The sequence below is a fragment of the Limnochorda sp. L945t genome, assembly GCF_035593305.1.
In the GTDB taxonomy this organism is placed as follows: Bacteria; Bacillota; Limnochordia; order Limnochordales; family Geochordaceae; genus Carboxydichorda; species Carboxydichorda subterranea.
In genome coordinates, this window is the sequence record NZ_CP141615.1 from 2,960,976 (window position 1) to 2,987,685 (window position 26,710).

Genomic DNA, 26,710 nt, shown 5'->3' on the forward strand with positions numbered 1-26,710 from the left:
TCGCCCGTGCGGGTCGATTGCCTTCGCCTCACCCATTACCGCAACTTCCGGGATGTGCTGGTCGAGGCCAGCCCGGGCCTCAATTTCCTGGTGGGCCTCAATGGGCAAGGCAAGACCAACCTGCTCGAAGCCCTATGGGTACTGGCCGGCGCACGCTCGCCAAGGGCACGGGAGCCCGGAGACCTCGTCACGTACGGCGTCGACCAAGGGCACGTGCATGCTCGGGTAAGCCAGGACGCGACCGGCGTGACCCGAGACGTCGAGGTCACCCTTGCAAGAGGAAAGGCCCGCTCGTACCGCCTCAACGGCAAGCCGCTCCCCAGGGCGGCGGACGTGCTGGGAACGCTGGCGGTGCTGTGGTTCTCGCCCGACGAGGTCGATTTGATTCGAGGAGGCCCGGCGGACCGGCGGCGGTTCCTGGACGCGGTGCTGGCCCAAACGGACGGCACGTACCGGCGGCTCGCGCTACAGTACGGGCGGATCCTGCTGCAGCGCAACCGGACCCTGCAGCAGATCCGCGAGGGGCAGGCCGCGCTGTCGCTGCTCGAAGCCTGGGACGAGCAGCTGGTCGCCGCCGGTTCCTATCTGACCGTCGCCCGCCACGCGCTGGTCGACGCGATCGCCGGGACGGCGGCGCAGGCCTATCAGGCCATAGCCGGGAGCGCCTCGACCCTGGAAATGACGTACAAGGCCTCCGGGCCCGGGGCGGTCGATCGGGGAGCTGCGGACCTCCGCTCGCTCCAGCGGGCGTTCGCTGCCCATCTGGAGCGCCTGCGCGCGGCCGAGCTGGCACGGGGGGTGACGCTGGCAGGCCCGCACCGGGACGATCTGGAGATCGGCCTGGACGGCGTGGAAGCGCGCCGCTTTGGGTCCAGGGGCCAGCAACGCACCGCCGCCGTCGCTCTCCACCTGGCCGCCTGGGAGTGGATGAGGGAACGTAGCGGCGAAGGCCCCGTGCTGCTCCTCGATGACGTGGCGTCGGAGCTCGACGCCGGCCGCCGGGCACGGCTGATCCGGGCGCTGCCCGAAACGGCGCAAGTGTGGCTCAGCGCGACGGCGCTCGATCCGGAGTGGCTTTCTCCCCAACGACAGGCCGTGCGTCCCGGGAGGGCATGGAGGGTTTCGGGCGGCACCCTGGAAATCCTCGCAGGTGCGTGACGGCGCCGCGTTGTGTGGGCGGTCATGGGCAGCGCTTGCGTTTCGAGAGGAGAGTGGCGGCGTGTACGTGCACCTCGGCGGGGACGTGGTCGTACGGGTCAGGGACGTCATCGCCATCGTGGACCTGGCGGCGACCCAGCGGCGGGGTCTCTCCGTCGCCGACATCATCGGGGGTAGGGGTTCGCCCCAGGGAGTGACGCGGGTGGGGGACGGGGCCGGCACCTCCCTGGTGGTCACCTCCGATCACCTCTACATCTCCCCCATCTCCCCCCTCACTCTGCGCCGCAGGGCCCAGGCACCGTGGGCGGCCGAACGGGAGGATGAGGGGACTCCTTTGCTCTCGCCGAGGAGGCGGCGCAAAGGACCAAAGCGGGCACGCCGTCGCCTTTGACAGAGCGCAAGGGTTATAATTAAGCTGGGTTGCGTGGGTTCCGCCCAGAAGGAGGAAATCAACCGTTGACGCCCCCTCGCAGGCCTCCCAATGGCTCCAACGCAGCTGCGTACGGCGCGGCGCAGATCCAGGTGCTCGAGGGGCTCGAGGCCGTGCGCCGCCGGCCGGGCATGTACATCGGGAGCACGGACGCTCGAGGTCTGCACCACCTCGTCTACGAAGTGGTGGACAACAGCGTGGACGAGGCGATGAACGGCTTTTGCACGGAAATCGAGGTGCGCATCCACGACGACGGCTCCTTGAGCGTGGACGACAACGGGCGCGGGATCCCGGTCGAGATTCACCCGAAGACGGGACGGCCCGCCGTGGAAACCGTCCTGACCACGCTCCACGCGGGGGGCAAGTTCGGGCAGGACGGCGGCTACAAGGTGAGCGGGGGCCTTCATGGGGTGGGCGTCTCCGTCGTCAACGCGCTGTCGGAGTGGCTCGAGGTGCAGGTGAGGCTCGACGGAAAGGTCCACCGCCAGCGGTTTTCCAGGGGTACGCCCGTGACCGGCGTGGAGGTCGTCGGTGAGGCAGAGAGCACGGGAACCTACGTCCGGTTCAAACCCGATCCGGAGATCTTCGAGACGCTGGACTTCGACGCGGAGACCATCGCCCAGCGGCTTCGCAACCTGGCCTTCTTGAACGCGGGCTTGATGTTGCGATTGGTGGACGAGCGCTCGGGACGCTCCGAGACGTTCCACTACGAGGGTGGCATCGTGGAATTCGTGCGGTACCTCAACCGCAACAAAGAGGCGCTGCACCCGAGCGTGATCTACACCAACCGGGAGGTCGCCGGCACGCTCATCGAGCTGGCCCTTCAGTACAACACCGGCTATCTCGAGACGGTCATCGCCTTTGCCAACAACATCCAGACCACCGAGGGCGGCACCCACCTGGCCGGGTTCCGGTCGGCACTGACGCGATCGCTCAACGACGCAGCCCGCAAGATGGGGCTGTTGAAGGAGTCGGACGAAAACCTCACCGGGGACGACGTGCGGGAAGGCCTGACCGCCATTGTGAGCGTGAAGCTCCGGGACCCCCAGTTCGAGGGGCAGACCAAGACCAAGCTGGGCAACAGCGAGGTCAAGGGCCAGGTCGACTCGGTGGCCGGGGAGGCCATCGGGGTCTTCCTCGAGGAGCACCCGCAGGAGGCGCGCCGCATCCTGGAAAAGTGCATCACGGCGGCCAAAGCCCGTGAGGCGGCCCGCAAGGCGAGGGAGCTCACCCGCAGGAAGACCGCCTTGGAGAGCAGCGGGCTGCCGGGCAAGCTGGCCGACTGCATCGTCACGGACCCGGAGCAGTGCGAGCTCTTCCTGGTCGAGGGCGACTCGGCCGGCGGCACGGCCAAGCAAGGCCGAGACCGCCGCTTCCAGGCCATCATGCCGCTCCGCGGGAAAATCCTCAACGTGGAAAAGGCCGGCATGGACCGTATCCTCTCCAACGCCGAGATTCGCTCCATGATCACGGCCCTCGGTACCGGCATCGGGGAGGAGTTCGACATTTCCAAGACCCGGTACGGCCGGATCATCCTCATGACCGACGCCGACGTGGACGGCGCGCACATCCGTACCCTCTTGTTGACGTTCTTCTACCGGTACGCCCGTGGCTTCATCGAGCAGGGGCGGGTCTACATCGCCATGCCGCCTCTGTACCGGGCTCGCAAGGGCAGGAAGGACTATTACGTCTATTCGGATCACGAGCTCGAGCGGCTGCTGAAACAGATCGGATCGGCGGGCGTCGAAATCCAGCGATACAAGGGTCTCGGCGAGATGAACGCGGAGCAGTTGTGGGAGACCACGATGAATCCCGAAACCCGCACCATCGTGCGCGTGACGCTCGACGACGCCGTGGCGGCCGACGAGATCTTCACCATTCTCATGGGAGAGGTCGTCGAACCGCGACGTCGCTTCATCCAGGAGCACGCCCACGAAGTCCAAAACCTGGACGTTTGACGACATCCTCCTCGCGGAGAGCTGGGAGCGCTGAGGCATGGCCGTAGGCGGGCTGGGCAAGATCATCCCCATCGAACTCGAGCAGGAGATGCGCCGGTCGTACATCGACTACGCCATGAGCGTGATCGTGGACCGGGCGCTGCCCGACGTGCGCGACGGGCTCAAACCCGTTCAGCGCCGCATCCTGCACGCGATGAGCGAGATGGGGCTCCGGCCCGACCGGCCGTTCCGCAAGTCGGCGGCGGTCGTCGGGGAAGTGGTCGGGAAGTACCATCCCCACGGCGATGCGCCGGTTTACGAAGCCATGGTGCGCATGGCCCAGGACTTCAACTACCGTTATCCTCTCGTGCAGGGTCATGGCAACTATGGTTCCATTGATGGAGATCCCCCGGCCGCGATGCGTTACACCGAGGCGCGGCTCTCCCGGATCGCCATGGAGATGCTGCGGGACATCGAGAAAGAGACCGTCGACTTCGTCCCCAACTACGACGGTACCCAGCAGCAGCCGGCGGTGCTGCCTGCCCGCATCCCCAACCTGCTCATCAATGGGGCCTCGGGGATCGCGGTGGGCATGGCCACCAACATCCCGCCCCACAACCTGGGAGAGATCATCGACGCGCTGGTGCTGCTCATCGACCATCCCGACGCCTCCGACGAGCAACTGCTCCGGATCGTCAAGGGGCCGGACTTTCCCGGCGGCGCCATCATCATGGGCACCGAGGGCATCAAAGAGGCCTACCTGACCGGCCGCGGGCATATCCGGGTGCGGGCGCGCCTGTCGGCGGAGCCCATGGGCGGGGGCCGCACGCGCATCGTCGTGACCGAGCTGCCTTACATGGTCAACAAGGCGGCGCTCATCGCCAAGATTGCCGACCTGGTGCGGGAGCACCGGATCGAGGGCATCAGCGAAGTGCGGGACGAGTCAGACCGGGAGGGGCTTCGGATCGCCATCGAGCTGCGCCGCGACGCCCAGCCGCAAGTCGTGATCAACCGGCTGTTCAAGCACACACAGCTGGAGGACACCTTCGGGGTCATCCTCCTGGCCCTGGTCAACGGCAAGCCCGAGGTGCTTACGCTGCGCCAGGCGCTCCGCCACTACCTCGACTTCCAGCTCGAGGTGGTCACCCGGCGCACCCGTTTCGATCTCGACAAGGCGCGGGATCGCTTGCACATCGTGGAGGGCCTCCTCATCGCCCTCGACCACATCGACGAGATCATCGCCCTCATCCGCTCCTCCGAGGACGAAGGGGCGGCCCGCCAGGCCCTGATGGAGCGCTTCAGCCTCAGCGAGCGGCAGGCCAACGCGATCCTGGAGATGCAACTCCGCCGGCTGACGGGCCTCGAGCGGGGGAAGCTGGAGCAGGAGCGTGCGGAGCTGGTGAAGACGGTGGAGCGGCTCAGCGCCATCCTCGGCGACGTCGACGAGCTCTACCGGCTCATCAAGACGGAACTCCTGGAGATCCGCCAGCGCTTCGCCGACCCGCGGCGCACCGAGATCACCGAGGAGCAGCCCGAGGTGAGCGAGGACGATCTGGTGGCGCTGGAGGACATCGTCATCACCCTCACCCACAACGGGTACATCAAGCGCCAGCCCACCTCGACCTACCGCAACCAGCGCAGGGGCGGCCGGGGCGTCACGGCCATGGCGACCCGCGACGAGGACTTCGCCGAGCACCTGTTCGTCGCGACCACGCACACCCAGGTGCTCCTCTTCACCGACAGGGGCAAGATGTACCATCTCAAGGGACGGGAGATCCCGGAGGCGTCCCGAGGGGCACGGGGCACGTCCATCTACAATCTCCTGCCCATGCCGTCCGACGAGTCCGTGGCCGCCGCGATTGCCGTGACCGACTTCGACCAGGGGCGGTATCTGTTCATGGCGACTCGCAACGGCATTGTGAAGAAGACGCCGCTGTCGGAGTTCGCGACCAACCGGCAGGGGATCATCGCCTGCAACCTCGACGATGACGACCGGCTGGTGGGAGTCATGCTGACCGAGGGCAGCCATGAGATCTTGCTGGTGACGCGCCGCGGGCAGGCCGCGCGCTTCAACGAGGCCGACGTGCGCCCGATGGGGCGGGCGGCCCGAGGCGTCATCGGCGTGCGCCTCGACGAGGGCGATTACGTGGTGGCGATGGATGCCGCCCGGCGCGGGGCCGACGTGCTCATCGTCACGGAGCGAGGGTACGGCAAGCGCACCCCGGTCGAGGAGTATCGCCTGACCCGGCGCGGCGGGAAAGGGGTCCGGGCCATCGGCCAGAGCCCGCGTAACGGGCCCGTGGCCGGGATGAAGGTCGTCGAGGACGACGACGAACTCATGGTAATCTCGGCCCGGGGGATCATGATCCGGCTGCGCGTCTCGGACGTCTCCCGCCAGGGACGCGGTGCCCGGGGCGTCGTCGTCATGCGTCTCGACGAGGGGGACCTCGTGGCGGCCCTGGCCCAGGTCGCGGCTTCCCGGGACGAGAACGGCGACGAGCCGGCCCAAGAGCCCGGCTGACGGCCGCAGCGCAGCGCCTGCGAGCAGCGTGAGGCCCCAGAGGTGAGCGACATGCCGCTGGACCTGGAGCCCCTCGGCCCCAACCGGTACGTGCTCAGGCGCCAGGGCCCCATGCGGGTCGACGCCGTCGTTTATCTCAACGCCGCGTTACGCCAGTCCTTCCGTGAAGAGACGGCGCTCCAACAGCTGGCCGACGCGGCCTCTCTCCCGGGGGTCGTCAGCCGGGTGGTCGGGATGCCCGACATCCACCAGGGATTCGGTCTCCCCATCGGCGGGGTGGTGGCGACCGACGCTGACACGGGCGTGGTCTCTGCCGGAGCCGTCGGCTACGACATCAACTGCGGCGTCCGGCTGATCCGCACGAACCTGGCGCGCCTCGAGATGAACAGGGAGAGGCTCCAGAGGATCATGCGGGCGGTCGAGGATCGGATCCCCGCCGGGGTGGGCAAGCAGTCCCGGCACAAGGAGCTGCTCCCCCGGCTGTCCGAGGTGCTCACCGGGGGTGCGGCCTACCTCGTCGAGGAGGGCTACGGCGTCCCGGAAGACGTGGAGGCGACCGAAGAGTACGGGCGCGTCGAGGGAGCGGACCTTGCCGCGGTGAGCCAGGAAGCTGTGGAGCGGGCCGGGCAGCTGGCCACCATCGGTGGGGGCAACCATTTCGTGGAGATCGGCTACGTGGAGGAAGTCTTCGACCGGTCCCTGGCCGGCGCGTTCGGGCTCGAGGAAGGCCAGGTCACGGTGCTCGTGCACTCGGGGAGCCGAGGGTTCGGACACCAGGTCTGCTCCGACTACGCCGCCTCCATGGCCGGCGCCGCTGCCCGCTACGGCATCGACCTTCCCTCGAAGGGCCTCGCCGCAGCTCCCATCGATTCCCCCATCGGGCAGCGCTACCTGGGAGCCATGCACTGCGCCATCAACTTTGCCTTCGCCAACCGCCAGCTGATGACCCACGACATCCGCCGGGCGTTCGAGGAAGCGATGGGGAGCTCGTGGGAAGCCTTGGGGATGGCGGTGGTCTACGATGTGGCCCACAACATCGCGAAGTTCGAACGCCACTTCGGCCGCCGGGTGCTGGTGCACCGCAAGGGAGCGACCCGGGCGCTTCCGCCGGGCCATCCCGTCAACCCGCGCCGGTACCTCCATACCGGGCACCCCGTCCTGATCCCCGGCAGCATGGGGACGGCCTCCTACGTCGCGGTCGGGCAACCCGGGATCGAGGAGACGTTCACGTCGGCCAATCACGGGGCCGGGCGAGTCCTTTCCCGGGCGGCGGCCCGGCGGCAGGTGAGCCGGGAGGCCTTCCACGAAAGCCTTGGGGACGTGCTGACCAACGTGGCCAACTACCGGGCGATCGTCGACGAGGCGCCCCAGGCGTACAAGGACATCGACGCTGTCGTCGAGACGCTGGCCGAGATCGGGCTGACCCGCAAGGTCGCCCGCCTGCGGCCACTGGCGGTCATCAAGGGGGAGGGAGATTGAGATGGCCGAGGGGAACGGGTGGGACCTTTCCCCGGACATACAGGCGGCGATCCGGAAACTGGCCGAAAGCCTGGCGGCCAGGGACGAGGTCAAGGAGCTCAAGGCCGCGAGGGCCGAGCTGGACCGCCACGAGGCGGCCCGCATCATGTTGCGGGATCTCCGCCAGCGGGAGCGCAGGCTCGCCGAGCGGCAGATGGCCGGCGAGAAGATCTCCGACCAGGAGCTCGAAGAGCTGCGGCAGGTGGCCGGCGTGGTCGGGTTCAACCCGTACGTCCGGGCCCTGTTGGAGGCCGAGTTACGCTACGCGACCCTGATGGCGGGGATCCAGCGGGCGCTCGAAGAGGCTCTCGGCTTTGCCCCGGAGCCGCCGGACGGCGAAGGGGATGCCTCGGGGGAGCAGGGGGCGGCGGGTCGGGGCAAGGTGGAGCCCGCGCGCTCCCGCCTTTGGGTGCCCGGTCAACCGTGACCACAAGACGCAGAAGGGCAGGCGACCCGGGTCGTGGCAGAACAGACGGCACCTCGGGTGGACGTAGACGATCTGGGGCAGTACGTGGGCAAGCCGGTGCAGGTGTGGGGGTGGCTCTTCAACTCGCGATCGAGCGGCCGCATCGTCTTCCTGCTGGTGAGAGACGGGACGGGGCTCGTCCAGGCGGTCGTGTCCCAGCGTGACGTGGAAGGGCGAGTCTGGGATCAGGCCCGGCGCCTGACCCAGGAGTCGTCCCTCAAGGTGACGGGCACGGTGCGCGCCGACGAGCGGGCTCCCGGAGGCTTCGAGCTCCTGGTGCAGGACCTGGAGCTCGTGCACCTCGCCGTGGACTACCCCATCACCCCCAAAGAGCACGGCGTCGACTTCCTGCTCGACCACCGCCACCTGTGGCTGCGGTCGCGGCGGCAACACGCGATCTTGCGCATCCGGAGCACCCTCGTCGGGGCGGTGCGGGAGTTTTTCGACCGGGAGGGATTCGTCCTGGTCGACGCCCCGATCCTCACCCCGGCCGCGGTCGAAGGGACCACCACCCTCTTCCGTACCGACTACTTCGGCACGCCTGCCTACCTGAGCCAGAGCGGGCAGCTCTACATGGAGGCCGCGGCGATGGCGTTCGGCCGGGCGTACTGCTTCGGGCCCACGTTCAGGGCCGAGCACTCGAAGACGCGCCGGCACCTGATGGAGTTCTGGATGGTCGAGCCGGAAATGGCGTGGGCCGGGCTCGACGACATCTGCCGCCTGGCCGAGGGCCTGGTGTCTCACGTGGTGGGGCGGGTCCTGGAGCGGCACCGCCCGGAGCTTGCCCTGCTCGAGCGCGACACGGCGCCCCTGGAGCGGGTCCGGCCGCCGTTCCCGCGCGTCACTTACGACGAGGCCATCGAGATCCTGCGGAAAAACGGAGCCGCCGTGGAGTGGGGAGCCGACTTCGGGGGTGACGAAGAGACGATCCTCTCCAACGCCTTCGACCGGCCCGTCTTCGTCACTCACTACCCGGCTCACATCAAGGCGTTTTACATGAAGCCGGCTCCCGACCGGCCGGAAGTGGTGCTGGGGGCCGACCTGCTGGCGCCCGAGGGCTACGGGGAGATCATCGGCGGAGGACAGCGCATCGACGACCTGGAGCTCTTGATGCGGCGTATTGAGGAGCACCACCTCCCCAAAGAGGCCTACGAGTGGTACCTCGACCTGCGACGCTACGGTTCCGTGCCCCACGGCGGCTTCGGCATGGGCATCGAGCGGGTACTGGCCTGGATCTGCGGCCTTCCCCACGTACGGGAAACCATTCCCTTTCCCAGGACCCTGTACCGGCTCTACCCCTGACCGGCGCGCGGGCGCGGCCGGTGCACCTCGGCGCGCCGGGTCGCGGGCTCTCATCGTTGCCACAGCGTCGCCAGGATGAGGGCGACCGCCACGGCCAGGGTACCCATGCGCAGCGGCGACAGCTTGCCTGCCAGCCCGGCGAGGCCGATGGCGGTCACGGAGGCGAGCACCAGCGGCCCGACGACCCCGAGCAGGCCGTTGATGCGCATGGCGTCGGCGACCCGCCCGGAGCGCACCATGAGCACGGCGGCCATGATCTCGATGGTCGCCGATAACAGTCGCAGCAGCGCCATGCCGGAGACGATTCGCTCCTCAGGCACCCGATCCGGAGCCGCCCCTCCGCCGGCGAGTTCCAGCCCTCTACCGTATGCCCGGTGCCTGACCGGGAATGCCTGGCGGCCCCCATGATGGCCTCCCTCCGAGCGAACCCATGCTAACAGGAGGGCGACAGGATGCCGTGATGCCGAAACACGACCAACACCGCCCAGCCGCCGACCTCTTGGCGGGCATACCGGCTCGGTGGGCGAGGGGGCCCGTCGTGCTGTATGACGCCGGGCTCGCGGTGCTCGCCATGGTGGCCGTATTCGTGGGGCTGGCGGCGGTGATCCTGGACGGAGGGTCTCAGGGCGGGACGGCGAGCCCGGTGGCCCGGGAGCCGGGGAGCGCGGCCGAGTCCCGAAGCGCCCCGCCGGCGGCTACCCCTCCGGCGCCCGCAGCGCACGGGCGGGGGTACGTGAAAGTCACGACGATGACGCCGGCCACGGCGACCCGGTACGGTGTCCGTTACCGCGAAGGCGTGCTGGTGATCGACGTCTCCGCCGCCCATGCGCCGCGAGGGACCACGCTCCTGTTGCGCCGGCTGGACCTCATCCTCACGGTCAACGGCCACCCGGTCACGAACGAATTGCAGCTGCGCCAGCGCCTCGCGGCCTACCGGGGCAGCGACTGGGTCGAACTCATCGTGCTGCGCTCGGGGCGGCTCATTCCGGTGCCAGTGCCGGTCGATGCCTTCGATTAGCCGCTAGCCGCGCGCCACGACCTGGTGATAGCTCTTCTTGCCTTTTCGCAGGAGCAGGCGGCCCTGGCGGAGCTGGTCGGCGGTGACCAGGAAGTCCGCGTCCGCGACCCGCACCTCGTTGAGGTAGATGCCGCCTTGCGCGATGAGGCGACGTGCCTCGCTGCGGGACGGCACGAGCCCGCACTGCACGAGGAGCTCCACGATCCCGATGCCGCCGCTGAGCTCTTCGAGCGCCACCTCCGTGCTGGGGGCGCCGTCGAGAGCCTCTTCCATCCCGCCCTGCGACTCGAACAGCGCCTCTGCAGCCTGGCGGGCCTCTTCCGCCGCCTGCTGCCCGTGGACGAGCCGGGTCACCTCGAAGGCGAGCACCTTCTTGGCCCGGTTGATCGCCTTCCCCTCGAGCTCTGACAGGGCGCGTACCTCGTCCATCGGAAGCAGGGTGTAAATGGCGAGAAACGAAGCGACATCCTTGTCGTCGACGCTCCGCCAGTATTGGAAGAAGTCGTACGGGCTCGTCTTCGACGCGTCGAGCCAGACCGCGCCGGCTGCGGTCTTCCCCATCTTCTGGCCCGACGCGGTGACCGCCAGCGGGCACGTGAGCCCATAGGCAGCGTCGTGCTCGAGGCGCCGGATCAGGTCGATCCCGGCGAGGATGTTGGACCACTGATCGTCGCCGCCCGCCTGGAGCCGGCAGCCGTACCGCCGGTAGAGGGTCAGGAAGTCGTACGCCTGCAGCACCATGTAGTTGAACTCGATGAACGACAGCCCGCGCTCCATCCGCGTCCGGAAGGCGTCGGCCGTCAGCATCTGGTTGACGGAGAACTGCGACCCGATCTCCCGCAAGAAGTCGATATAGCGTAGCTCGAGCAGCCACTCGGAGTTGTCGAGCAACAGCGCCCGCCCGTTGCCGAAGTCGAGGAAGCGGCCGAGCTGCTCCTTGAAGCGCTGCGCGTTGTAGGCGATGGTCTCCCGGGTGAGGATGGGGCGAGCCTCTGTCCTGCCGCTGGGATCCCCGATCATGGCCGTGCCGCCGCCCACCAGTGCGATGGGCCGGTGGCCGGCGCGTTGCAGGTGCACCAGCATCATGATGGACCGCAGGTGACCGACGTGCAGGCTGTCGGCCGTCGGGTCGAACCCCACGTACACCGTGACGGGTTGGGTGTCGAGCAACCGCGCCAGCTCGTCTTCGTGGGTCACCTGAGCGACCAGGCCTCGCTCCCGCAGGAACGAGAGGACCCCTTTTGTGACCACCGTCGTCCCTCCCGGCTGTCAGCCGTCACGTATCACGTGCGCCGGGCGCTGTCAAGCCGGGCTGCCGCGGCCGGGCACGCTCGGGGAAGGGGCTGGGCCCGTCGCGGCGTAACCTGAGCGGAGATTATGACGTCAGCGCGCTCTTCGCGTACCTCAACGGGGACATGCCACCCGGGTGACCGGGCAGGCCCCTCACCACTGGGACCGGATGGCCTGCCGCCCGGTCAGGTAACGCTCCGCCGCCATGGCAGCGAGCGCCCCGTCGGCGGCGGCGATGACCGCCTGCCGGACGCGGCGGCACAACACGTCTCCGGCCGCGAAGACACCCGGCACGGAGGTCTGCATCTCGGCATCCACGACGACGCCCCCTTCCGGAGTCGTGCGGACGGCTCCGTGCAGGAAGTCGACGGCGGGGCGGTTTCCCTGCAGGTAGACGAAGACCCCCCGCACGGGGAGCACCGCTTCCCCGCCGGTGCGCCGGGCGAGGCGAATCCCCTCGACCCGTCCGTTTCCAAAGATCTCCACTACCCTGTACGAGCTCAACACCCGGACGTTGGGCGTGCGGATCAGATGCTCCACCAGCGCCGGCTCGGCCTTGAACTTGGCGGAGGGCGTCACCACGTGCACCGTGGAGGCGAAGCGGGTGAGGTGCAGCGCCTCCTCGACCGCCTCGTCGTTTTCACCGACCACGGCCACTTCCTGCCCCTTGAAGAAAGCGGCGTCACAGGTGGCGCAGTAGCTGACCCCGCGCCCCACGTACGCCTCTTCGCCCGGCACGGGCCGGCTCTTGGCCATGGCCCCGGTGGCCACGACCACCGTCCGGGCCCGGTAGGTGCCGGTGGAGGCGATGACCTCCTTGGGATCGAGCCTCACGTCGGCGGAAAGCACCTGGGCGGTCACCACCTCGGCTCCGAAGCCCTCCGCCTGCCGGCGGAAGTGCTCCAGCAATTCGAGCCCGGTGGTGACGCCGGGCACTCCGGGATAGTTTTCGATGTGGCCGGTCATCCCCAAGGCGCTGGCCCGCGGGCTCTTATCCAGGACAACGGTCTTGAGGCCGGCCCGGGCCGCGTACAGCGCGGCGGTGAGCCCGGCAGGCCCGCCCCCGACGACCACCACGTCGTAGGTGGCCTCCGAAGGAGAGGCCCCGTCGGTTGCCATACCGTTCAAGCCGAGGTGCAGCTCCATGGGTACCGTGACCAACCTCCCCGAACATGTGGACGCGGTAGCGGGTGAGCCAGGGCCCCGCGCCGCGGTTGATGATACCCTTGGGGGTAGGGTATGTCAACCGAAGGGGCTCGCAGCGATAGGGGGCTGGGCCATGCACTCGAGGCGATGGAGGCTGTGGATCTTCGCTGGGGTAACGGCGGTGGTGGCGGCTGCAGCCTACGCAGGCGTCGCCGGGAGGCGGCCGCCACCCTCGATTCCGGAGACCGCCTCGCCCCGGGCTACGGCGGCCCAGGTGGCGCGGCTGCTGGAGAAGGTGCCGGAGTCGTACCTGCAGATGCAGGTGCCCCCGGCCGTGGCCAGCGATCGGACGGCGGAGAGGCGGGCGCCGGCGCAGTACCGTCTTTACTGCGCCTCCTGTCATGGCGAGCGCGGCGATGGCACGGGGGCAGGCGGCGTGGCGCTCAACCCGCGGCCGGTGGACTTCACCGATCCCGCCTTCCGGGACAGCCCGCCCGGTGCCGCCTACTACATCATCGCTCATGGGAGCCAGGGGACGGGCATGGCTCCCTGGCGGGGTGCGCTGTCCGATACCGACATCTGGGCGCTCGTGCGCTACATCTACCGCGAGTTCGCGGGCCGGGACGTGGCCGCGGCGGCCGCGGGGCCCGACCCGGCGCCGGATCCGGAAGGCGTCACCGCCAGGTAGCTTGCCATCGGCTCTCGGTCCATCCCGCACAGCTGGGTGCAGACGATGGGCAACCGGCCGCGCCCGGGCGCTTGGAAGACCACGCTCTCCCATCGGTCCGGCATCAGCAGCCGGTCGAGCCCCAGCTCCGGTATCGCGAAGCTATGCACGGTATCCAGCGACGTGGCCCGTACCTCGACCCGGGCTTTCGGCGGCACGACCAGGTGCCCCAGGACGAGGTCGTCCCGGCCCGCCGGGTCCGAGGGGTCCAGCCCGGCCGGGTTGCCGGGCCCTCCTGCGGCCGCGTCGATCCGCCCGAACCGGCCGTCGGAGCCCGGGTACACGAAGTACCAGGTAAGGCCCGCCGCTACGGCCTCGACCCTCACCGAAGGCACTGCACGGCCGGGCAGACTCCCCGTCACCACTCCGTGTGCGAAAGCTACCGCCAGCGCGCCCGCCGCCGCCAGGGTGAGCGCCGGCCCCCACGGTCTTCCCCGGCCCCTCTGCAGCGCCTCCAGGGTTGCCGGCCGCCGCGTGCGAACGGAGGAGGGGGCCTCAGCTGCACCGTCGGGCACCCGGGCCCGCGCCGCCTCCCGGCGCAGGTAGCGGGAGAGCAGGGAGCCGATGGCCACGGCGTAGACTGTGTTGTCCGCGACCCACATGAGGCCTCCGCCCAGCGCGAGGTCGGCCTCCGGGCTCAAGCCCCACAGCCGTGGCGCGGCGGCGTACGTGGGATAGAGCGGCCGCCCGGCCAGGGCGATGGCGAAACTCACCAGCCAGTCGACGATGCTCGAGGCCACCAGGCCTGCGAGGCGAGCAGGGGGCGTCGCCCTGACGGCGTGGGCGGGGGCCATCACCACGCTCCACATCCCCAAGGCCGTGACGAGGAACAGCAGGTGCTGCGCGGCATGGACGGCGTCACTTCGCAGCCCCGCCTCGTACAGGGCCGGAAGGTGCCATGCGACCAGGTTGAGGTTGTAGGCCACGAAGGCAGGGGCACCCGTTCCGATCCACCGCAAGACGGAGCCCACGACCGGCAAGCCGCGGGCTCTTCCCCACGCCCGTTCGGGGATCGCGGAGGCGAGCAGCGGCGCGGCGACCATGATGAGCAAGAAATGCTGGGCCATGTGCAAAGTGAACAGGAAATGGTCGGCGCCGCGGTCCAGCGGCGACTCCAGCGCCACGTAGACGACGGCGACGCCGAGAGCCCACCTCCCCGCCTGGCGGCGCGTCCCGCCGAAGAGCCGGTGGATACGGGCGTACGCGACGCAGGCGAGGACGGACACGACGAGGACCCCGGGCTCCACGTGCCAGTCCGTCCAGCGCAGCACGGCTTCCGGATGGGGGTCTCCGCCATGGGCCCTGGCCACGGCGGCCCACGCGAGCACGGCCAGGGCTCCGGCCGCCCCCCGAGCTGCGCCCCGCGCCATGCCTTGCCCGTGTACGCGACACATCGTACTGATACCTTACCGTATCGCGCACCAGGATGCAGCCGCGCCCCGCCGGGCAGCGCATCCGTCCCGGGCGGCTGCGGCGCTCACTCTACCCAGTACCCCACTCCCACGATCCCGGGCCCGGCGTGAGCTCCCATGGCGGGCGTGAACGGGGCCACGTGCCATTCGGCCACGTCGACTTCGGCCCGTACGGCATCGAGCAGCCACCGGGCGTCTTCGGGCGCGTCCGACTCCAGGACTGCCAGGTGTAGCCGCCCCTGCCGCCCGTCCCGGCGCACCTCTTCGATGATCCGCTGCAGGGCGGCCGCTTTGCTGCGGGTGATGGCCAGGGGCTCCACTCTCCCGTCGCCCTCGATCGCCAGGATAGGGATGACTCCCAGCGCCGCACCCAGGCGGGCCAGGGCCTGCACGACCCGCCCCCCGCGCCGCAGGTAGCGGAGTTCGGGTACGAGGGCGTATACCTTGGCCCGAGGCCGGACCTCCTCGATCCGGCGAGCGATCGCCTCCACGCCCGCCCCCCTCGAGGCCGCTCGTGCCGCCTCGATGGCGATCCACCCCTGCGCGCTCGCTGCCGTACGAGAATCGATGACCGTGACCGGCACGGGGCTCTCCTCGGCCGCGAGCCGGGCGTTGTTGAACACCCCGCTGAACTCGCGGGCCAGGGTCACCGCCACGATCTGGCGAGCCCCCTCGCGGGCGAGGCGCTCGAAGGCTTGCAGGAAGTCGCCCACGGAGGGGGCCGACGTGGTGATCGCGTTGCCCTCCCGCAGCTTGCGGTAGACCGCGCGCGGCTCGATGTCGAGGCCGTCCCGGTACTGCTCTCCCCCGACCTGGATCCAGAGGGGGACGATCTCCAGCCTGACGGCGCGGGCGATGGCCAGAGGCACGCACGCCACGGAGTCCGTCACGACCCGTACCGCGCCCGGCCGGGCCGGGCGCGCACGCCCGGAAGCCACCCCAGCTGTCGTGCTCACGGGCGGGAGAGCAAGATGGGTTGCCCGGCTCGAATCCGGGCCTTCACCCACGACGCTTGCCGAAGGGCGACGAGCAGCATGACGGCCAGGGCTGCCTGGATCTTGAGCGCCGGAGCGCCGCCTGCCCACATGGTGAGCAGGCCGACGGGGAAGGCCACCACTCCCACCATCGGCACCCAGCCCCGCCTCCACGCGGCGATGGCCCCCAGCACGTAGCCGGGAAGCACGTGGGCCAGATCGAGGCAGAAGAGCGCCCCCGTGGCGGCGGCCAGGCCCCTTCCCCCCCGCCACCGCCGGTACCAGGGCCAGTTGTGGCCAGCCACCGGAGCGGCGGCGGCCGCTATCATCCAGGCCCCGGTCATGCCCACCTTTTGCGCCAGGGCGACGGGAATGGCCCCTTTGACGAGGTCGAAGGCCGTGACCAGGACACCGGCGGCCGGCCCGGCGAGCCGCCAGGTGCCCGCGCCTCCCGGGTTGTCGCCCTGCTCGTCGGCGCTCAGACCGGTGCGGCGGCGCACGATCCAGTCGCCGGGCAAGAGCGAGCCCAACAGATACCCCCCGATGACGACGAGCCAGTGCATGGCACCGCCCCGCTTTCGTCGCTCCCAGGGTATTAGTTATAGCAGGCACCCTACCCAAAACCCTCTGGGGGTGAGGCGTGTGGCGCTCCGCCTCAAGCGGGTCTACGACGCCATCGAGCCGGACGACGGGATACGCGTGCTCGTCACCTATTACTGGCCCCGGGGCATCCCCAAGACGAGCGTGGACCGGTGGTACCGGGCCCTCGGCACGCCTCCCGCCCTGCTCAAGCCCTGGCAGCAAGGGAAGGTCCCCCGAGACCGGTTCGTCTCCCTCTACCGGACGGCCGTGGAGACGGAAGAGGCCCGGGGTCTCATCCGGGAACTCGCCGCTCTGGCCCGGGAGCAGACCGTGACGCTCCTGACCAGCTTTCGCGACCTGCAACACTCCCACCTGCCGATCCTCCGCCAGCTGATCGAAGAGGAGGCTTCCCGCCTGGCGCCGAAGCCGCCCTCTTGAGGCATGAGCCAGATCCTGCTGCCATCGGCGCCAGAGTTTCGGCAGCTACCACCGCCGGCCATCCGAAGCCTGCGAGCCTCGGTCCTCGATGGAGCGTTCGCCCAGCTGATGGCCAGCCTGACCAGCGGCTTCCTGCTGACGGGCTTCGCCGTCGAGCTCGGGATGCGAGAGGCGCAGATCGGGCTTCTGGCGGCGCTTCCCGCATTCGGTAACCTTTCCCAGCTCCTGGGCCCCGCACTGGTGGCCCGCTGGGGCTCGCGCAAGGCGATGGCCGTGCGGCTGGCAGCTGCCGCGCGTCTTCTGTGGCTCGTCATGCTCTTTCTCCCGTTCGTCTCCCTGCCGGCTGCCGTCCTGTTCTTGGGGGCCATCGCCCTCAACAGCCTGCTGGGCGCGCTCTCCGGGGTGGCCTGGATGGCCTGGATGGCGGAGGTGGTGCCGGAGCAGGTACGGGGCAGGTTCTTCGGCCATCGCAACATGGTCGCCGGCCTCGTGGGCATGGTAGGAGCCTGGAGCGGCGGCCAGTTCATCGACTACTGGCGCGCCCGTCTTGTGCCCGCGGCCGCCGGCTGGCCCACTGCCGTCGCGACCCTGGTGACCCGGCCGGGGGCGGAGTTCTCGGTCGTCTACGCCGTGGCCCTGGGCGCGGGGCTCGCCTCCCTTGCGTTCCTCAGCCGGGTGGCGGAGCCCTCGGCGGCCGCCGGGGCGGCAGCGATGCCCGAGGGCCCGGACGGCGTGGCGCGCGCCGAAGTCTCCGCCATGGCCGAGCCGGCCGTGGGGAGCCCGGGAGCCGCCCTGGCTACCGTCCTTTCGGACCCCCCTTTTCGCAAGCTTCTCACCTTCGGTGTGGTGTGGGCCTTTGCCGTCGGCATCGGCGGGCCGTTCATCGACCTCTACCAGGTGCGCAACCTGGGGCTACCCTTCGGCGTGCTGGCGCTGCTGGGCGCGGTCAACGGCCTTTTCAACATCCTCGGGATGCGAATCTGGGGGGAGTTCAGCGACCGGTGGGGCACGCTGCCCGCGCTGGCCATCTCCTCGGCCGGCGCAGCCGTGTTGCCGCTGCTCTGGGTCTTCGCTACGCCCGGTGGCTGGGGGATCCTGTGGCCGGCCAACGCCCTGTCGGGGCTGTCGTGGGCCGGAGTCGGCCTGGTTTCCTCCACCCTGCTGATGAAGATGGCCCCACGTGAGCAGAGCGCGGCGTACTTTGGCACGTACGCCGCCCTCACGGGCCTTGCAGGGGCCGTGGCTCCGGCAGTCGGAGGCTACCTGGGGTCCCTCTTGTCTGCTGCACGGCTCACGTTCGGGGGGCGGGCGCTCGAAGGGCTGCAGATCCTGTTCCTGATCACCGCCATGGCCCGCATCCTGTCCCTTGCGTTGCTGCGAGGCGTGCGGCCGCCCAGGGAGCCGTCGCCGGAGCAGCTGCTCGCGGCGCTCCAGAGCGCACGCATCCGCGTCGTGCAGCCTGCCGTGCTGGCCGCGGGGCAGTGGGCCCAGTACGGTATGGCGACCGCCGAGAACCTGAGCGGGGCCGTCTCCCGCGGCAGCCTCGCCATGGAGGCGCAAGTCGAGAGCCTGGTGCAACTGGGCGAACGGATGGTGGCCCGCGCCGATAGCGCGTGGAGCCGCTGGGTCGAACGCAGCGAACGTCTCTGCGCGAGGTGGATCAACTGGGTGTTCGATCGCATGGAGCAAGCGCTGGCACGCTTGCGGAGGTGGTGGGAATGATGGGAGCACCGGGCCCGGCGTCGGCGCAAAGCCTGTGGCAGGCGCTCGTCGTGCAGCCGGTGGAGGCCCTGGGCGCGGCCTTGTATGCCTACCTGCCCCGGGTCGGCGGCGCCATCCTGGTCCTGGCCGCCGGCCGCATCGCGGCGGGCGTGCTCCGGCGGCTGGCACGGGACGTCCTGCGAGCGACGGGCTTCGACGTGGTGATGCAGCGGCTGGGCCTGAGCGCCCTCTTGCAGCGCGGGAGCATCGCCAAGCGCCCCTCGGAGCTGGCGGCGCAAGGGATTTTCTGGCTCGTCATCGTCTCGGCGGTCATGCTGGCCTTCGACGTGGTCGGGCTGGATAACGCCGCCGTGCTCGTACGGCAGCTCGTCGACTTCCTGCCGCGGCTGTTGGCGGCGCTGGCGCTGGTCGCATTGGGCTTGTGGGCGGCCGACGCCTCGGGGCGGTTCATGGAACAGGCGGCCGGCGCGGCGGGGTTGCCGGGACCCGGCATGTGGGGCCAGCTGGTACGCTGGGGGGTGCTGGGCTTTGCGATCGTGGCGGTGCTCGAACAGCTCCAGATCGCCTCGGCTACGTTGCGGGCCGGGCTGCTGGCACTGCTCGCCGCAGGCCCCGTCGGGGTTGCGATTGCGATGGGACTGGGCGGGCAGGGCGTCGCCCGGGAACTCATCGCAGGCCAGGCCGTCCGCAGCATGCTGCGCCCCGGAGAGCGGGTGGAGCTAAAGCTCGACGGCCGGCGCCTGAGAGGCCGGGTCGAACGCTTCGACCTCACGGCGACCTGGATCCGGCCAGACACGGAAGGGGAAGGGGCCGGCGAGGAAAGCCACCTGGTGGGCGTGCCCCACTCCTACCTCACGTCACAGGCCGTGAGCATCGTCAGACCGGCCCCCTGAACAAGCCACGGCCGGCTCGCTCCGCAGCAAGAACGGGTTGGTGGTGCGCTCCCGGCCGATGGTCGTCGAAGGGCCGTGCCCGGGGTAGACGGGGGTCGCGTCGTCGAGGGAGAGCAGTTGCTCGCGGATGGAGCGGTGCAGCGCCTCGGGATCGCCGCCGGGCATGTCCGTACGCCCTACGCTGCCGGCGAACAGGGTGTCGCCGGAGAAGACGGCCGGGGTGGGGCGGGTCATCACGAAGACCACGCTGCCGGGGCTGTGGCCCGGGGTGTGCCGGACCTGCAGCTCCACGCTGGCGACGGCGATCCGTTGCCCGTGCTCGAGGGCCGCGTCGGGAGCGGGCGGCTGCGGCACCGGCTCGCCCGTGAAGAGCGCCGCCGCGTCGGGTGCCATGTGCAGCATGTCCCGGTCGGCCGGGTGAGCCAGGATCGGGGCACGGGTCGCCTCCTTCAGCGGCGCGAGCGCGCCCACGTGGTCGAAATGCCCGTGCGTCAGCAGGAGATGGGTTACGTGACGGGAGCCGATGGCCTCGAGGATGCGGGAGGCGTCGGCTCCCGGGTCGATCACCACGACCGTGCCGGATGCCTCGTCGATCAGCAGGTAGCAGTTGGCCTCGAGCATCCCGACGGGGAGGGTGACCACCCGGAGCCCGTGGGCGGGCGGGCCGGACGTGACGCCGTGCGTGGGATCCGTCATGTTGCTCGCTCCTCAGGTCGAGCCGTGGCCGGGCCCGGAAGGACCGGCAGGAAGGTGGCTTCCCTGGTCGAAAGGCTACCGTCAAGCCGTCCGGCACGCAAGGGGTCCCCCGGCGCCCGGGGCGCAGACGAGCCCAGGTGAGACGAGAGAGAGGAGAGACGAGCGATGCTTTCTCATGGAGTGCGCCCTTCTCCCACTGGTTCCGTGGCCAGGCGAGTCGACCTCCCGGAGGACGCGATCCCCACCCGCTGGTACAACATCATGGCCGACATGGAGCACCTGCCTGCTCCCCCGCTCCATCCCGCAACGGGGCGGCCGGTTGCCCCGGAGGACCTCGCCCCCATCTTCCCCAGGGCCCTCATTGAGCAGGAGATGTGCGCCGAGCGATGGGTGGACATACCCGCTCCGGTACGCGAGGTGTACCGGACGTGGCGGCCTACTCCTCTGTACCGGGCCTTGGGACTCGAACGAGCGCTCGGGACACCCGCCCGCATCTACTACAAATACGAGGGGGCCAGCCCTGCTGGCAGCCACAAGCCCAACACAGCCGTGGCCCAGGCGTACTACAACGTGCAGGCCGGGGTTCGGCGGCTCGCCACCGAGACGGGAGCCGGCCAATGGGGTTCGGCCCTGGCCTTTGCGTGCAGCCAGTTCGGCTTGGCCTGTACGGTGTACATGGTGCGGGTGAGCTACGAGCAAAAGCCGTACCGGCGTTCGCTGATGCAGGTGTGGGGAGCGGAGGTCTACGCGAGCCCCAGCCGCCGCACGGCGGCCGGGCGAGAGGTGCTGGAGACGTCGCCCGACTCGCCCGGAAGCCTCGGCATCGCCATCAGCGAAGCGGTGGAGGACGCCGCCACCCACGCGGATACCAACTACTCTCTCGGCAGTGTCCTCAACCACGTGCTGTTGCACCAGACGGTCATCGGGCTCGAAGCCAAGCAGCAAATGGCGCTGGTGGGCGAGTACCCCGACGTGGTGATCGGCTGCATCGGCGGGGGCAGCAATTTCGGCGGGATCAGTTTCCCGTTCTTGATGGACAGGCTGCAGGGGCGCCGGATGGTGCGTGCCCTGGCGGTGGAGCCCACGGCGTGCCCGACGCTCACCAAGGGGGCCCTGCGGTACGACTTCGGAGACGTCGCCGGGCTCACGCCTCTGCTTCAGATGTACACCCTGGGGCATGACTTCGTGCCGCCGGGCATCCACGCCGGCGGGCTGCGCTACCACGGGGACTCGCCGCTGGTCTCCCGGCTTTACGAGGACGGCCTGGTCGAGGCAAAGGCCTACGGGCAGGTCGGGGTTTTCGAGGCCGCCGTGCAGTTCGCACGGGCCGAGGGGTTCCTGCCCGCCCCCGAGTCGGCCCATGCGGTGAAGGCCGCTATCGACGAGGCGCTGGCAGCGAAGGAGCAGGGCAAAGAGCGGGTCATCCTGTTCAACTTGAGCGGGCACGGCAGCTTCGACCTGGCGGCGTACGACGCATACCTGGCGGGCAAGCTGGAGGATTACGAGTATCCGGAGCAGCTCGTGGCGGCCGCACTGGAGCGGCTGCCGAAGGTGCCCGGACGATAAGAGCAGCGCGGCGCTCCGTCCGGGGAGCGACGGCGGGGCGCCGCTTTGCACCGTCGTTAGCTTCGAAAAGGGCGGGCGTCGGGGACGCCCGCCCCTTCTGCCGCTCCACGTCCTGTGCTATAGTGGGGAACGGTAACGGACGGTAGGGGGCGAGTTGGGCCTTGGAACGCGAGGGCCGGCTGGCGATGACCACGACGGAGGACCTCGACCCGGTGATCGGCGAGGTGGACCCCGAGATCGCGCAGGCCCTTCGCGACGAGTTGCGACGGCAAGAGGATGGCCTGGAGCTCATCGCCTCCGAAAACTACGCGAGCCCCGCCGTCATGCGGGCCCAGGGTAGCGTGCTCACCAACAAGTACGCGGAGGGGCTGCCGGGGCGGCGCTATTACGGCGGGTGCGAGTTCGTCGACGTGGCCGAGCGGCTGGCCATCGAGCGGGCGAAGGCTCTCTTCGGAGCCGATCACGTCAACGTCCAGCCCCACTCCGGGGCACAGGCCAACGCGGCGGTCTACTTCGCGGCGCTCAAGCCCGGGGACACGGTGCTCGGGATGAGCCTGGCCCACGGCGGGCACCTCACCCACGGGAGCCCCATCAACCTGTCGGGGGCCTGGTTCCGGTTCGTGCATTACGGCGTTTCTCCGCAAACGGAGCGCCTCGACTACGACGAGATCGGCACCCTGGCCCGCCAGCACCGGCCCAAGATGATCGTGGCCGGCGCGAGCGCCTACCCGAGGGTCATCGACTTCGCGGCGCTGAGAGCCATCGCCGACGAGGTCGGGGCCGTGTTGATGGTCGACATGGCCCACATCGCCGGGCTGGTGGCGGCGGGGCTGCACCCGAGCCCCATCCCGGTCTCCCAGTACGTCACCACCACCACCCACAAGACCTTGCGGGGGCCGCGAGGTGGGCTCATCTTCTGCCAGGCGGAGTACGCCAAGGCCGTCGACCGGGCGGTCTTCCCCGGCATGCAGGGCGGGCCTCTGATGCACGTCATCGCGGCCAAGGCGGTGGCGCTCAAGGAGGCGCTGGCGCCGGAGTTCAAGGCATACCAGCGTCAGGTCGTGGCCAACGCGGCGGCGCTGGCGGACGCGTTGATGGAGCGGGGGTACAGGTTGGTCTCGGGCGGGACGGACAACCACCTGATGCTGGTCGACGTGCAGCGCTCTCGAGGCCTCACGGGCAAGGATGCCGAGCGGCTGCTGGAGGAGGCCGGCCTTACCGTCAACAAGAACGCCATACCGTTCGATCCGCAGCCGCCGGCGGTAGCGAGCGGGATCCGCATCGGCACGCCGGCGATCACGACGAGAGGCCTCAGGCAAGCCGAGATGGCGCAGATCGCGGTCTGGATCGACGAGGTCTTGAGCCATCCCGGCGACGAGGCGGTGCGCAGGCGGGTTCGCGGCGAGGTGCGCGAGCTTTGCCGGGCGTTTCCGGTGTACCGCAGCGGGTTGTAGCGGGAGAAGCGGTGGTGGGGTCAGGAGCACGCGGGGTAAGGCCAACGACGGGAGGGCGCAGGAGGGCGCCCCTTTTTATGGGAAGATTTGTGAACGGTTTCACAATGTAGCAACAGTATAAACCCGAGCCCGATGGCGGCATGGGGAGCCGGCACCCGCGAGGAGCGGAGCCCGGCAGGGCTGCTACCGTCCGGGATCGGTATGGGGGAGGAGTTGGCTGGTAGATGCTCGAGATCCGTTGGCACGGCCGGGGCGGGCAGGGTGCCAAGACGGCCGCCTTCCTGCTGGGGGAGGCGCTGGCCACCACCGGCAAGTACGTGCAGGCCTTTCCGGAGTACGGGCCGGAGCGGACCGGTGCGCCGGTGGTCGCTTACGACCGGGTGTCGGACGAGCCCATCCGGGTTCACTCACCGGTTACCACCCCGCGCTACGTCGTGGTGCTGGACCTGACGCTGGCCGCAGCGGTCGACCTGGCGGCGGGGGTGCCGGACGACGGGATGATCCTGGTCAACACGGGCAAGGCTCCGGACGAGGTGCGCCGCACGCTCAAGCTGGACGGGCGCCCCATCCGGGTGCTGACCGTGGATGCCCACCGCATCTCGCTCCAGACCCTCAAACGCTCCATTCCCAACACGCCCATGCTGGGCGCGCTGGTGAAGGCGGCCGAGTTGCTTCCCAGGGAGCAGTTCATGCAGGCGATGCGGGACAACCTCAGCCACAAATTCCACGGGCGGCCGCACCTGGTGGAGGCCAACATGGCCGCCATCGAGCAGGCCTACGAGGAGGTTGCAGCACGATGAGCGTCGTGAAAAAGACGATGCCTGCCGAGAAGGAGGCGAGTGTCACCCTGCCCTGGACCCGGATGGCGGAGGGAGGATTGGTGCCGCGCGGCGGCACGGCCGCCTCCGTACGTACCGGCGCGTGGCGGACCGGCCAGATGCCCGTCCTCGACCTCGAGGCCTGCATCCACTGCCTGCGCTGCTGGATCTGGTGCCCGGACAGCGCCGTCCTGCTCGATGGCGAGAAGGTTTCCGGGATCGACTACGACCACTGCAAAGGCTGCGGCATCTGTGCCCAGGTCTGCCCGCCCAAGGTGCACGCCATCCAGATGGTTGCCGAGGAGGTCGAGGGCTGACATGGGCGATTCCACTCACATGCCGGCCGGGAGGCGCCGTACGACGATGACGGGCGCCGAGGCGACGGCCGAGGCGATGCGGCAGATCCACCCCGACGTGGTGGCGGCCTATCCCATCACTCCCCAGACCGACATCGTGATGCGCTTCGCGCGCTTCGTCTCCGACGGGGTCGTGCAGACCGAGTTCGTGCCGGTCGAGAGCGAGCATTCGGCCATCAGTGCCGTGCTGGGCGCGTCGGCGGCAGGCGCCCGGGCGATGACCGCGACGTCCGGCCCGGGGTTTGCCCTCATGCACGAGATCCTGTACGTGGTGGCGGGGTACCGGCTGCCCGTGGTGATGCCCGTGGCCAACCGGGCGCTCTCGGGCCCCATCAACATCCACGGCGACCACAGCGACACCATGGGGTCGCGGGATGCGGGCTGGATCCAGATCTTTTCCGAAAACGCCCAGGAGGCGTATGACAACCTCATCCAGGCCGTCCGGATCGCCGAGCACCCGTCGGTCCGGCTTCCCGTGATGGTCACGCAGGACGGCTTCATCATCACGCACGGGATGGAGATCGTCGAGACGCTCGCGGACGAGGAGGTCCGGCAGTTCGTCGGCACCTACGAGCCGGAGCGCTCCCTGCTCGACGTCGACCACCCGATGACCGTGGGCGCCCTGGCCCTGCAAAACAGCTACTTCGAGCTCAAGCGGCAGCTGGCAGAGGCGATGGCCGCCTCCCGGCGGATCATCGCGGACGTGGGAGAGGCCTTCGGGCGGTTGAGCGGGCGTTACTACGGCCTGACCGAGAGCTACCGGATGGAGGATGCCGAGCTCGCGATCCTGGCCCTGGGCTCGACGGCCGGCACGGCCAAGGTCGTCGTCGACGAGCTGCGCGCCAGGGGCCAGAAGGTGGGGCTCGTGAAGGTACGGGTCTTCCGGCCGTTCCCTGCGGCACACCTGCGGGATCTGCTTCGCCACGTGCGGGCGCTCGCGGTCCTGGATCGTTCCGACGGGTACGCCGGCATGGGCGGGCCGGTGTTCGCCGAGGTCAAGGCGGCGTTGTACGGGTTACCCCAGGGGCCGGTGATCACCAACTACGTCTACGGGTTGGGCGGCCGCGACATCACCCCGGAAATGATCGAGTCGGTTTACGCCGACCTGGGCGAACTGGCGCGCCGGGCGTCGAAGGAGCCCGAGCGGGTCGTCGCCGAAGCGGCTCTGACGCCGCACTACCTGGGAGTGCGCGAGCCGGACGGCGCCCTCATCAGCGCGCTGGGCGCCCTGCAGCTAAACGGTGAGAGGTGAGATCGAAAGATGCCCACGCTCAAGCAACTGGCGCGCCGGCCCAACCCGCTCACGGGGGGTCATAGCGCGTGCGCGGGCTGTGGCTTCCCACAGGCAATCCGGCTGGTGCTGATGTCCATCGAGGAACCGGTGGTGGTCGCAGGCGCCACGGGATGCATGGAAGTCACCACGACCACGTATCCCAACACCGCGTGGAACGTCCCGTTCATCCACAACGCGTTCGAGAACGCCGCGGCGACCATCTCCGGCGTGGAGGCGGCTTACAAGGCTTTGGTGCGCCGGGGCAAGATCAACAAGCCGATCCGCTTTGTCGCCTTCGGCGGGGACGGCGGGACCTACGACATCGGGCTGCAGGCGCTCTCGGGAGCGGCCGAGCGCGGCCACCGCTTCTTGTACGTGTGCTACGACAACCAGGCGTACATGAACACCGGGATCCAGCGCTCGGGCGCCACGCCCTTCGGTGCCTCCACCACGACCACCCCGGCCGGCGAGGTGGTCCCCGGCAAGCAGCAGCGGCGCAAGGACATGGCGGCCATCATGGCGGCGCACAACATTCCCTATGTCGCCCAGACCACCATCGCTCACTGGCAGGACCTCACCCGCAAGGTGCAGCGGGCGATGCAGGTGGACGGCCCCGCTTACCTCAACGTGCTGGCACCTTGCCGCTTGGGGTGGGGCACCGATCCGGCGATGACCATCCATCTGTGCGAGCTGGCAGCCGATACATGTGCCTGGCCGCTCTTCGAGGTGGACCACGGCAAGTGGAAGGTCACGTACACGCCGAAAACCAAGCTGCCCATCGAGGAGTACCTGAAGCCGCAAGAGCGGTTCCGCCACGTCTTCCAGGATTCTACGGGAGGGCTGTTGGCGGCGATCCAAAAAGACGTCGACGAGCAGTGGCAAGCCCTGCTGGCCAGGGCCGGCCAGACTTGAGGTAGCCGGGCATGGCCGGAGGTGCGCCGGCCACGCCCGGGGCGCAACTCGCGAGGACAACCGGGCCGGGCGCGATCGTCCGGCCCGGTTGCTGCCGGGAA

Annotated in this window: 25 protein-coding genes; 18 read left to right on the forward strand and 7 right to left on the reverse strand. The window is 69.5% G+C overall.

Annotated features, from left to right (window positions below; all coding sequences use genetic code 11):
• Positions 1-6: 6 nt before the first annotated feature.
• The 7 genes from recF to asnS all read left to right on the forward strand — a co-directional run bounded on the left by recF (position 7) and on the right by asnS (position 9,332).
• A complete protein-coding gene (gene recF / locus U7230_RS13705) occupies positions 7-1,158 on the forward strand; it encodes a DNA replication/repair protein RecF (protein ID WP_324716396.1) in 1,152 nt (383 codons plus the stop codon).
• A 61-nt stretch (positions 1,159-1,219) separates the two neighbouring features.
• Complete coding sequence (gene remB / locus U7230_RS13710) at positions 1,220-1,549, forward strand: extracellular matrix regulator RemB (RefSeq protein WP_324716397.1); 330 nt, start codon at positions 1,220-1,222, stop codon at positions 1,547-1,549.
• A 65-nt stretch (positions 1,550-1,614) separates the two neighbouring features.
• Positions 1,615-3,546: a DNA topoisomerase (ATP-hydrolyzing) subunit B gene (gene gyrB / locus U7230_RS13715; protein ID WP_324716398.1), complete on the forward strand. Its 1,932-nt coding sequence runs from the start codon at positions 1,615-1,617 to the stop codon at positions 3,544-3,546.
• A 37-nt stretch (positions 3,547-3,583) separates the two neighbouring features.
• Positions 3,584-6,046, forward strand: a complete 2,463-nt coding sequence (gyrA, locus tag U7230_RS13720; RefSeq protein ID WP_324716399.1) for a DNA gyrase subunit A — start codon at positions 3,584-3,586, stop codon at positions 6,044-6,046.
• A 51-nt stretch (positions 6,047-6,097) separates the two neighbouring features.
• Positions 6,098-7,525: an RtcB family protein gene (locus U7230_RS13725; RefSeq protein ID WP_324718251.1), complete on the forward strand. Its 1,428-nt coding sequence runs from the start codon at positions 6,098-6,100 to the stop codon at positions 7,523-7,525.
• Between the two features lies 1 nt (position 7,526).
• A complete protein-coding gene (locus U7230_RS13730) occupies positions 7,527-7,991 on the forward strand; it encodes a YlbF/YmcA family competence regulator (protein WP_324716400.1) in 465 nt (154 codons plus the stop codon).
• 33 nt (positions 7,992-8,024) lie between these two features.
• Positions 8,025-9,332, forward strand: coding sequence for an asparagine--tRNA ligase (gene asnS, locus U7230_RS13735; protein WP_324716401.1), 1,308 nt, complete (start codon positions 8,025-8,027; stop codon positions 9,330-9,332).
• 50 nt (positions 9,333-9,382) lie between these two features.
• Here asnS and U7230_RS13740 read toward each other — a convergent pair whose 3' ends face one another.
• On the reverse strand, positions 9,383-9,652 hold the full coding sequence (locus U7230_RS13740) for a YqhV family protein (RefSeq protein WP_324716402.1): 270 nt from the start codon (positions 9,650-9,652) through the stop codon (positions 9,383-9,385).
• Positions 9,653-9,870: 218 nt separating this feature from the next.
• Between U7230_RS13740 and U7230_RS13745 the strand changes: the two genes are divergently transcribed.
• Entirely contained in the window at positions 9,871-10,350 is a 480-nt protein-coding gene (locus U7230_RS13745) for a hypothetical protein (RefSeq protein WP_324716403.1), read from the forward strand.
• A gap of 3 nt (positions 10,351-10,353) precedes the next feature.
• Here U7230_RS13745 and tyrS read toward each other — a convergent pair whose 3' ends face one another.
• Positions 10,354-11,601 (reverse strand): tyrosine--tRNA ligase, encoded by a 1,248-nt coding sequence (tyrS, locus tag U7230_RS13750; protein ID WP_324716404.1) that lies wholly within the window; start codon positions 11,599-11,601, stop codon positions 10,354-10,356.
• Positions 11,602-11,793: 192 nt separating this feature from the next.
• Complete coding sequence (locus tag U7230_RS13755) at positions 11,794-12,801, reverse strand: NAD(P)/FAD-dependent oxidoreductase (RefSeq protein WP_324716405.1); 1,008 nt, start codon at positions 12,799-12,801, stop codon at positions 11,794-11,796.
• 118 nt (positions 12,802-12,919) lie between these two features.
• Here U7230_RS13755 and U7230_RS13760 point away from each other — a divergent pair, with 118 nt between their 5' ends.
• Positions 12,920-13,474, forward strand: coding sequence for a c-type cytochrome (locus U7230_RS13760; protein ID WP_324716406.1), 555 nt, complete (start codon positions 12,920-12,922; stop codon positions 13,472-13,474).
• Here U7230_RS13760 and U7230_RS13765 read toward each other — a convergent pair.
• The 3 genes from U7230_RS13765 to U7230_RS13775 all read right to left on the reverse strand — a co-directional run bounded on the left by U7230_RS13765 (position 13,387) and on the right by U7230_RS13775 (position 16,462).
• Positions 13,387-14,907 (reverse strand): cytochrome c oxidase assembly protein, encoded by a 1,521-nt coding sequence (locus U7230_RS13765; protein ID WP_324716407.1) that lies wholly within the window; start codon positions 14,905-14,907, stop codon positions 13,387-13,389. The genes U7230_RS13760 and U7230_RS13765 overlap by 88 nt on opposite strands.
• Positions 14,908-14,990: 83 nt before the next feature.
• Positions 14,991-15,863 (reverse strand): DegV family protein, encoded by an 873-nt coding sequence (locus tag U7230_RS13770; protein ID WP_324716408.1) that lies wholly within the window; start codon positions 15,861-15,863, stop codon positions 14,991-14,993.
• A gap of 14 nt (positions 15,864-15,877) precedes the next feature.
• The gene (locus U7230_RS13775) at positions 15,878-16,462 is read right to left on the reverse strand and encodes a glycerol-3-phosphate acyltransferase (protein WP_324716409.1); all 585 of its coding nucleotides are present in this window, start codon (positions 16,460-16,462) and stop codon (positions 15,878-15,880) included.
• Positions 16,463-16,532: 70 nt separating this feature from the next.
• Here U7230_RS13775 and U7230_RS13780 point away from each other — a divergent pair, with 70 nt between their 5' ends.
• Genes U7230_RS13780 through U7230_RS13790 form a run of 3 tightly spaced genes read left to right on the forward strand, consistent with a single transcriptional unit; the run spans position 16,533 to position 19,534 of the window.
• A complete protein-coding gene (locus U7230_RS13780; RefSeq protein ID WP_324716410.1) occupies positions 16,533-16,919 on the forward strand; it encodes a DUF488 domain-containing protein in 387 nt (128 codons plus the stop codon).
• A 3-nt stretch (positions 16,920-16,922) separates the two neighbouring features.
• Positions 16,923-18,641 (forward strand): MFS transporter, encoded by a 1,719-nt coding sequence (locus U7230_RS13785; RefSeq protein WP_324716411.1) that lies wholly within the window; start codon positions 16,923-16,925, stop codon positions 18,639-18,641.
• Positions 18,638-19,534, forward strand: coding sequence for a mechanosensitive ion channel family protein (locus U7230_RS13790; protein ID WP_324716412.1), 897 nt, complete (start codon positions 18,638-18,640; stop codon positions 19,532-19,534). Before U7230_RS13785 ends, U7230_RS13790 begins: the two co-directional genes overlap by 4 nt.
• Here the strand turns inward: U7230_RS13790 and U7230_RS13795 are convergent.
• Entirely contained in the window at positions 19,499-20,230 is a 732-nt protein-coding gene (locus tag U7230_RS13795) for an MBL fold metallo-hydrolase (protein WP_324716413.1), read from the reverse strand. The two genes, U7230_RS13790 and U7230_RS13795, sit on opposite strands and share 36 nt — an antisense overlap.
• Before the next feature lie 165 nt (positions 20,231-20,395).
• Between U7230_RS13795 and U7230_RS13800 the strand changes: the two genes are divergently transcribed.
• The 6 genes from U7230_RS13800 (at position 20,396) to U7230_RS13825 (ending at position 26,609) form a co-directional block, all read left to right on the forward strand.
• Positions 20,396-21,796: a TrpB-like pyridoxal phosphate-dependent enzyme gene (locus U7230_RS13800; RefSeq protein ID WP_324716414.1), complete on the forward strand. Its 1,401-nt coding sequence runs from the start codon at positions 20,396-20,398 to the stop codon at positions 21,794-21,796.
• Positions 21,797-21,981: 185 nt separating this feature from the next.
• Entirely contained in the window at positions 21,982-23,250 is a 1,269-nt protein-coding gene (locus U7230_RS13805; protein ID WP_404980685.1) for a serine hydroxymethyltransferase, read from the forward strand.
• Positions 23,251-23,474: 224 nt separating this feature from the next.
• Positions 23,475-24,050: a 2-oxoacid:acceptor oxidoreductase subunit gamma family protein gene (locus U7230_RS13810; protein WP_324716416.1), complete on the forward strand. Its 576-nt coding sequence runs from the start codon at positions 23,475-23,477 to the stop codon at positions 24,048-24,050.
• Entirely contained in the window at positions 24,047-24,385 is a 339-nt protein-coding gene (locus U7230_RS13815) for a 4Fe-4S dicluster domain-containing protein (RefSeq protein ID WP_324716417.1), read from the forward strand. Before U7230_RS13810 ends, U7230_RS13815 begins: the two co-directional genes overlap by 4 nt.
• Before the next feature lies 1 nt (position 24,386).
• Positions 24,387-25,676, forward strand: coding sequence for a transketolase C-terminal domain-containing protein (locus tag U7230_RS13820; protein ID WP_324716418.1), 1,290 nt, complete (start codon positions 24,387-24,389; stop codon positions 25,674-25,676).
• Positions 25,677-25,685: 9 nt separating this feature from the next.
• The gene (locus tag U7230_RS13825) at positions 25,686-26,609 is read left to right on the forward strand and encodes a thiamine pyrophosphate-dependent enzyme (RefSeq protein ID WP_324716419.1); all 924 of its coding nucleotides are present in this window, start codon (positions 25,686-25,688) and stop codon (positions 26,607-26,609) included.
• Positions 26,610-26,710 lie beyond the last annotated feature (101 nt).

Excerpts from the sequence above, each read along its gene's own strand:
- gyrA (WP_324716399.1), top strand. The coding sequence starts at position 3,584 with ATGGCCGTAGGCGGGCTGGGCAAGATCATCCCCATCGAACTCGAGCAG.
- U7230_RS13790 (WP_324716412.1), top strand. The coding sequence starts at position 18,638 with ATGATGGGAGCACCGGGCCCGGCGTCGGCGCAAAGCCTGTGGCAGGCG.
- U7230_RS13825 (WP_324716419.1), top strand. The coding sequence starts at position 25,686 with ATGCCCACGCTCAAGCAACTGGCGCGCCGGCCCAACCCGCTCACGGGG.
- U7230_RS13805 (WP_404980685.1), top strand. The coding sequence starts at position 21,982 with ATGACCACGACGGAGGACCTCGACCCGGTGATCGGCGAGGTGGACCCC.
- U7230_RS13820 (WP_324716418.1), top strand. The coding sequence starts at position 24,387 with ATGGGCGATTCCACTCACATGCCGGCCGGGAGGCGCCGTACGACGATG.
- U7230_RS13785 (WP_324716411.1), top strand. The coding sequence starts at position 16,923 with ATGAGCCAGATCCTGCTGCCATCGGCGCCAGAGTTTCGGCAGCTACCA.
- U7230_RS13760 (WP_324716406.1), top strand. The coding sequence starts at position 12,920 with ATGCACTCGAGGCGATGGAGGCTGTGGATCTTCGCTGGGGTAACGGCG.
- U7230_RS13800 (WP_324716414.1), top strand. The coding sequence starts at position 20,396 with ATGCTTTCTCATGGAGTGCGCCCTTCTCCCACTGGTTCCGTGGCCAGG.
- U7230_RS13765 (WP_324716407.1), bottom strand. The coding sequence starts at position 14,907 with ATGTGTCGCGTACACGGGCAAGGCATGGCGCGGGGCGCAGCTCGGGGG.
- U7230_RS13775 (WP_324716409.1), bottom strand. The coding sequence starts at position 16,462 with ATGCACTGGCTCGTCGTCATCGGGGGGTATCTGTTGGGCTCGCTCTTG.
- U7230_RS13810 (WP_324716416.1), top strand. The coding sequence starts at position 23,475 with ATGCTCGAGATCCGTTGGCACGGCCGGGGCGGGCAGGGTGCCAAGACG.
- U7230_RS13725 (WP_324718251.1), top strand. The coding sequence starts at position 6,098 with ATGCCGCTGGACCTGGAGCCCCTCGGCCCCAACCGGTACGTGCTCAGG.
- U7230_RS13795 (WP_324716413.1), bottom strand. The coding sequence starts at position 20,230 with ATGACGGATCCCACGCACGGCGTCACGTCCGGCCCGCCCGCCCACGGG.
- U7230_RS13730 (WP_324716400.1), top strand. The coding sequence starts at position 7,527 with ATGGCCGAGGGGAACGGGTGGGACCTTTCCCCGGACATACAGGCGGCG.
- U7230_RS13815 (WP_324716417.1), top strand. The coding sequence starts at position 24,047 with ATGAGCGTCGTGAAAAAGACGATGCCTGCCGAGAAGGAGGCGAGTGTC.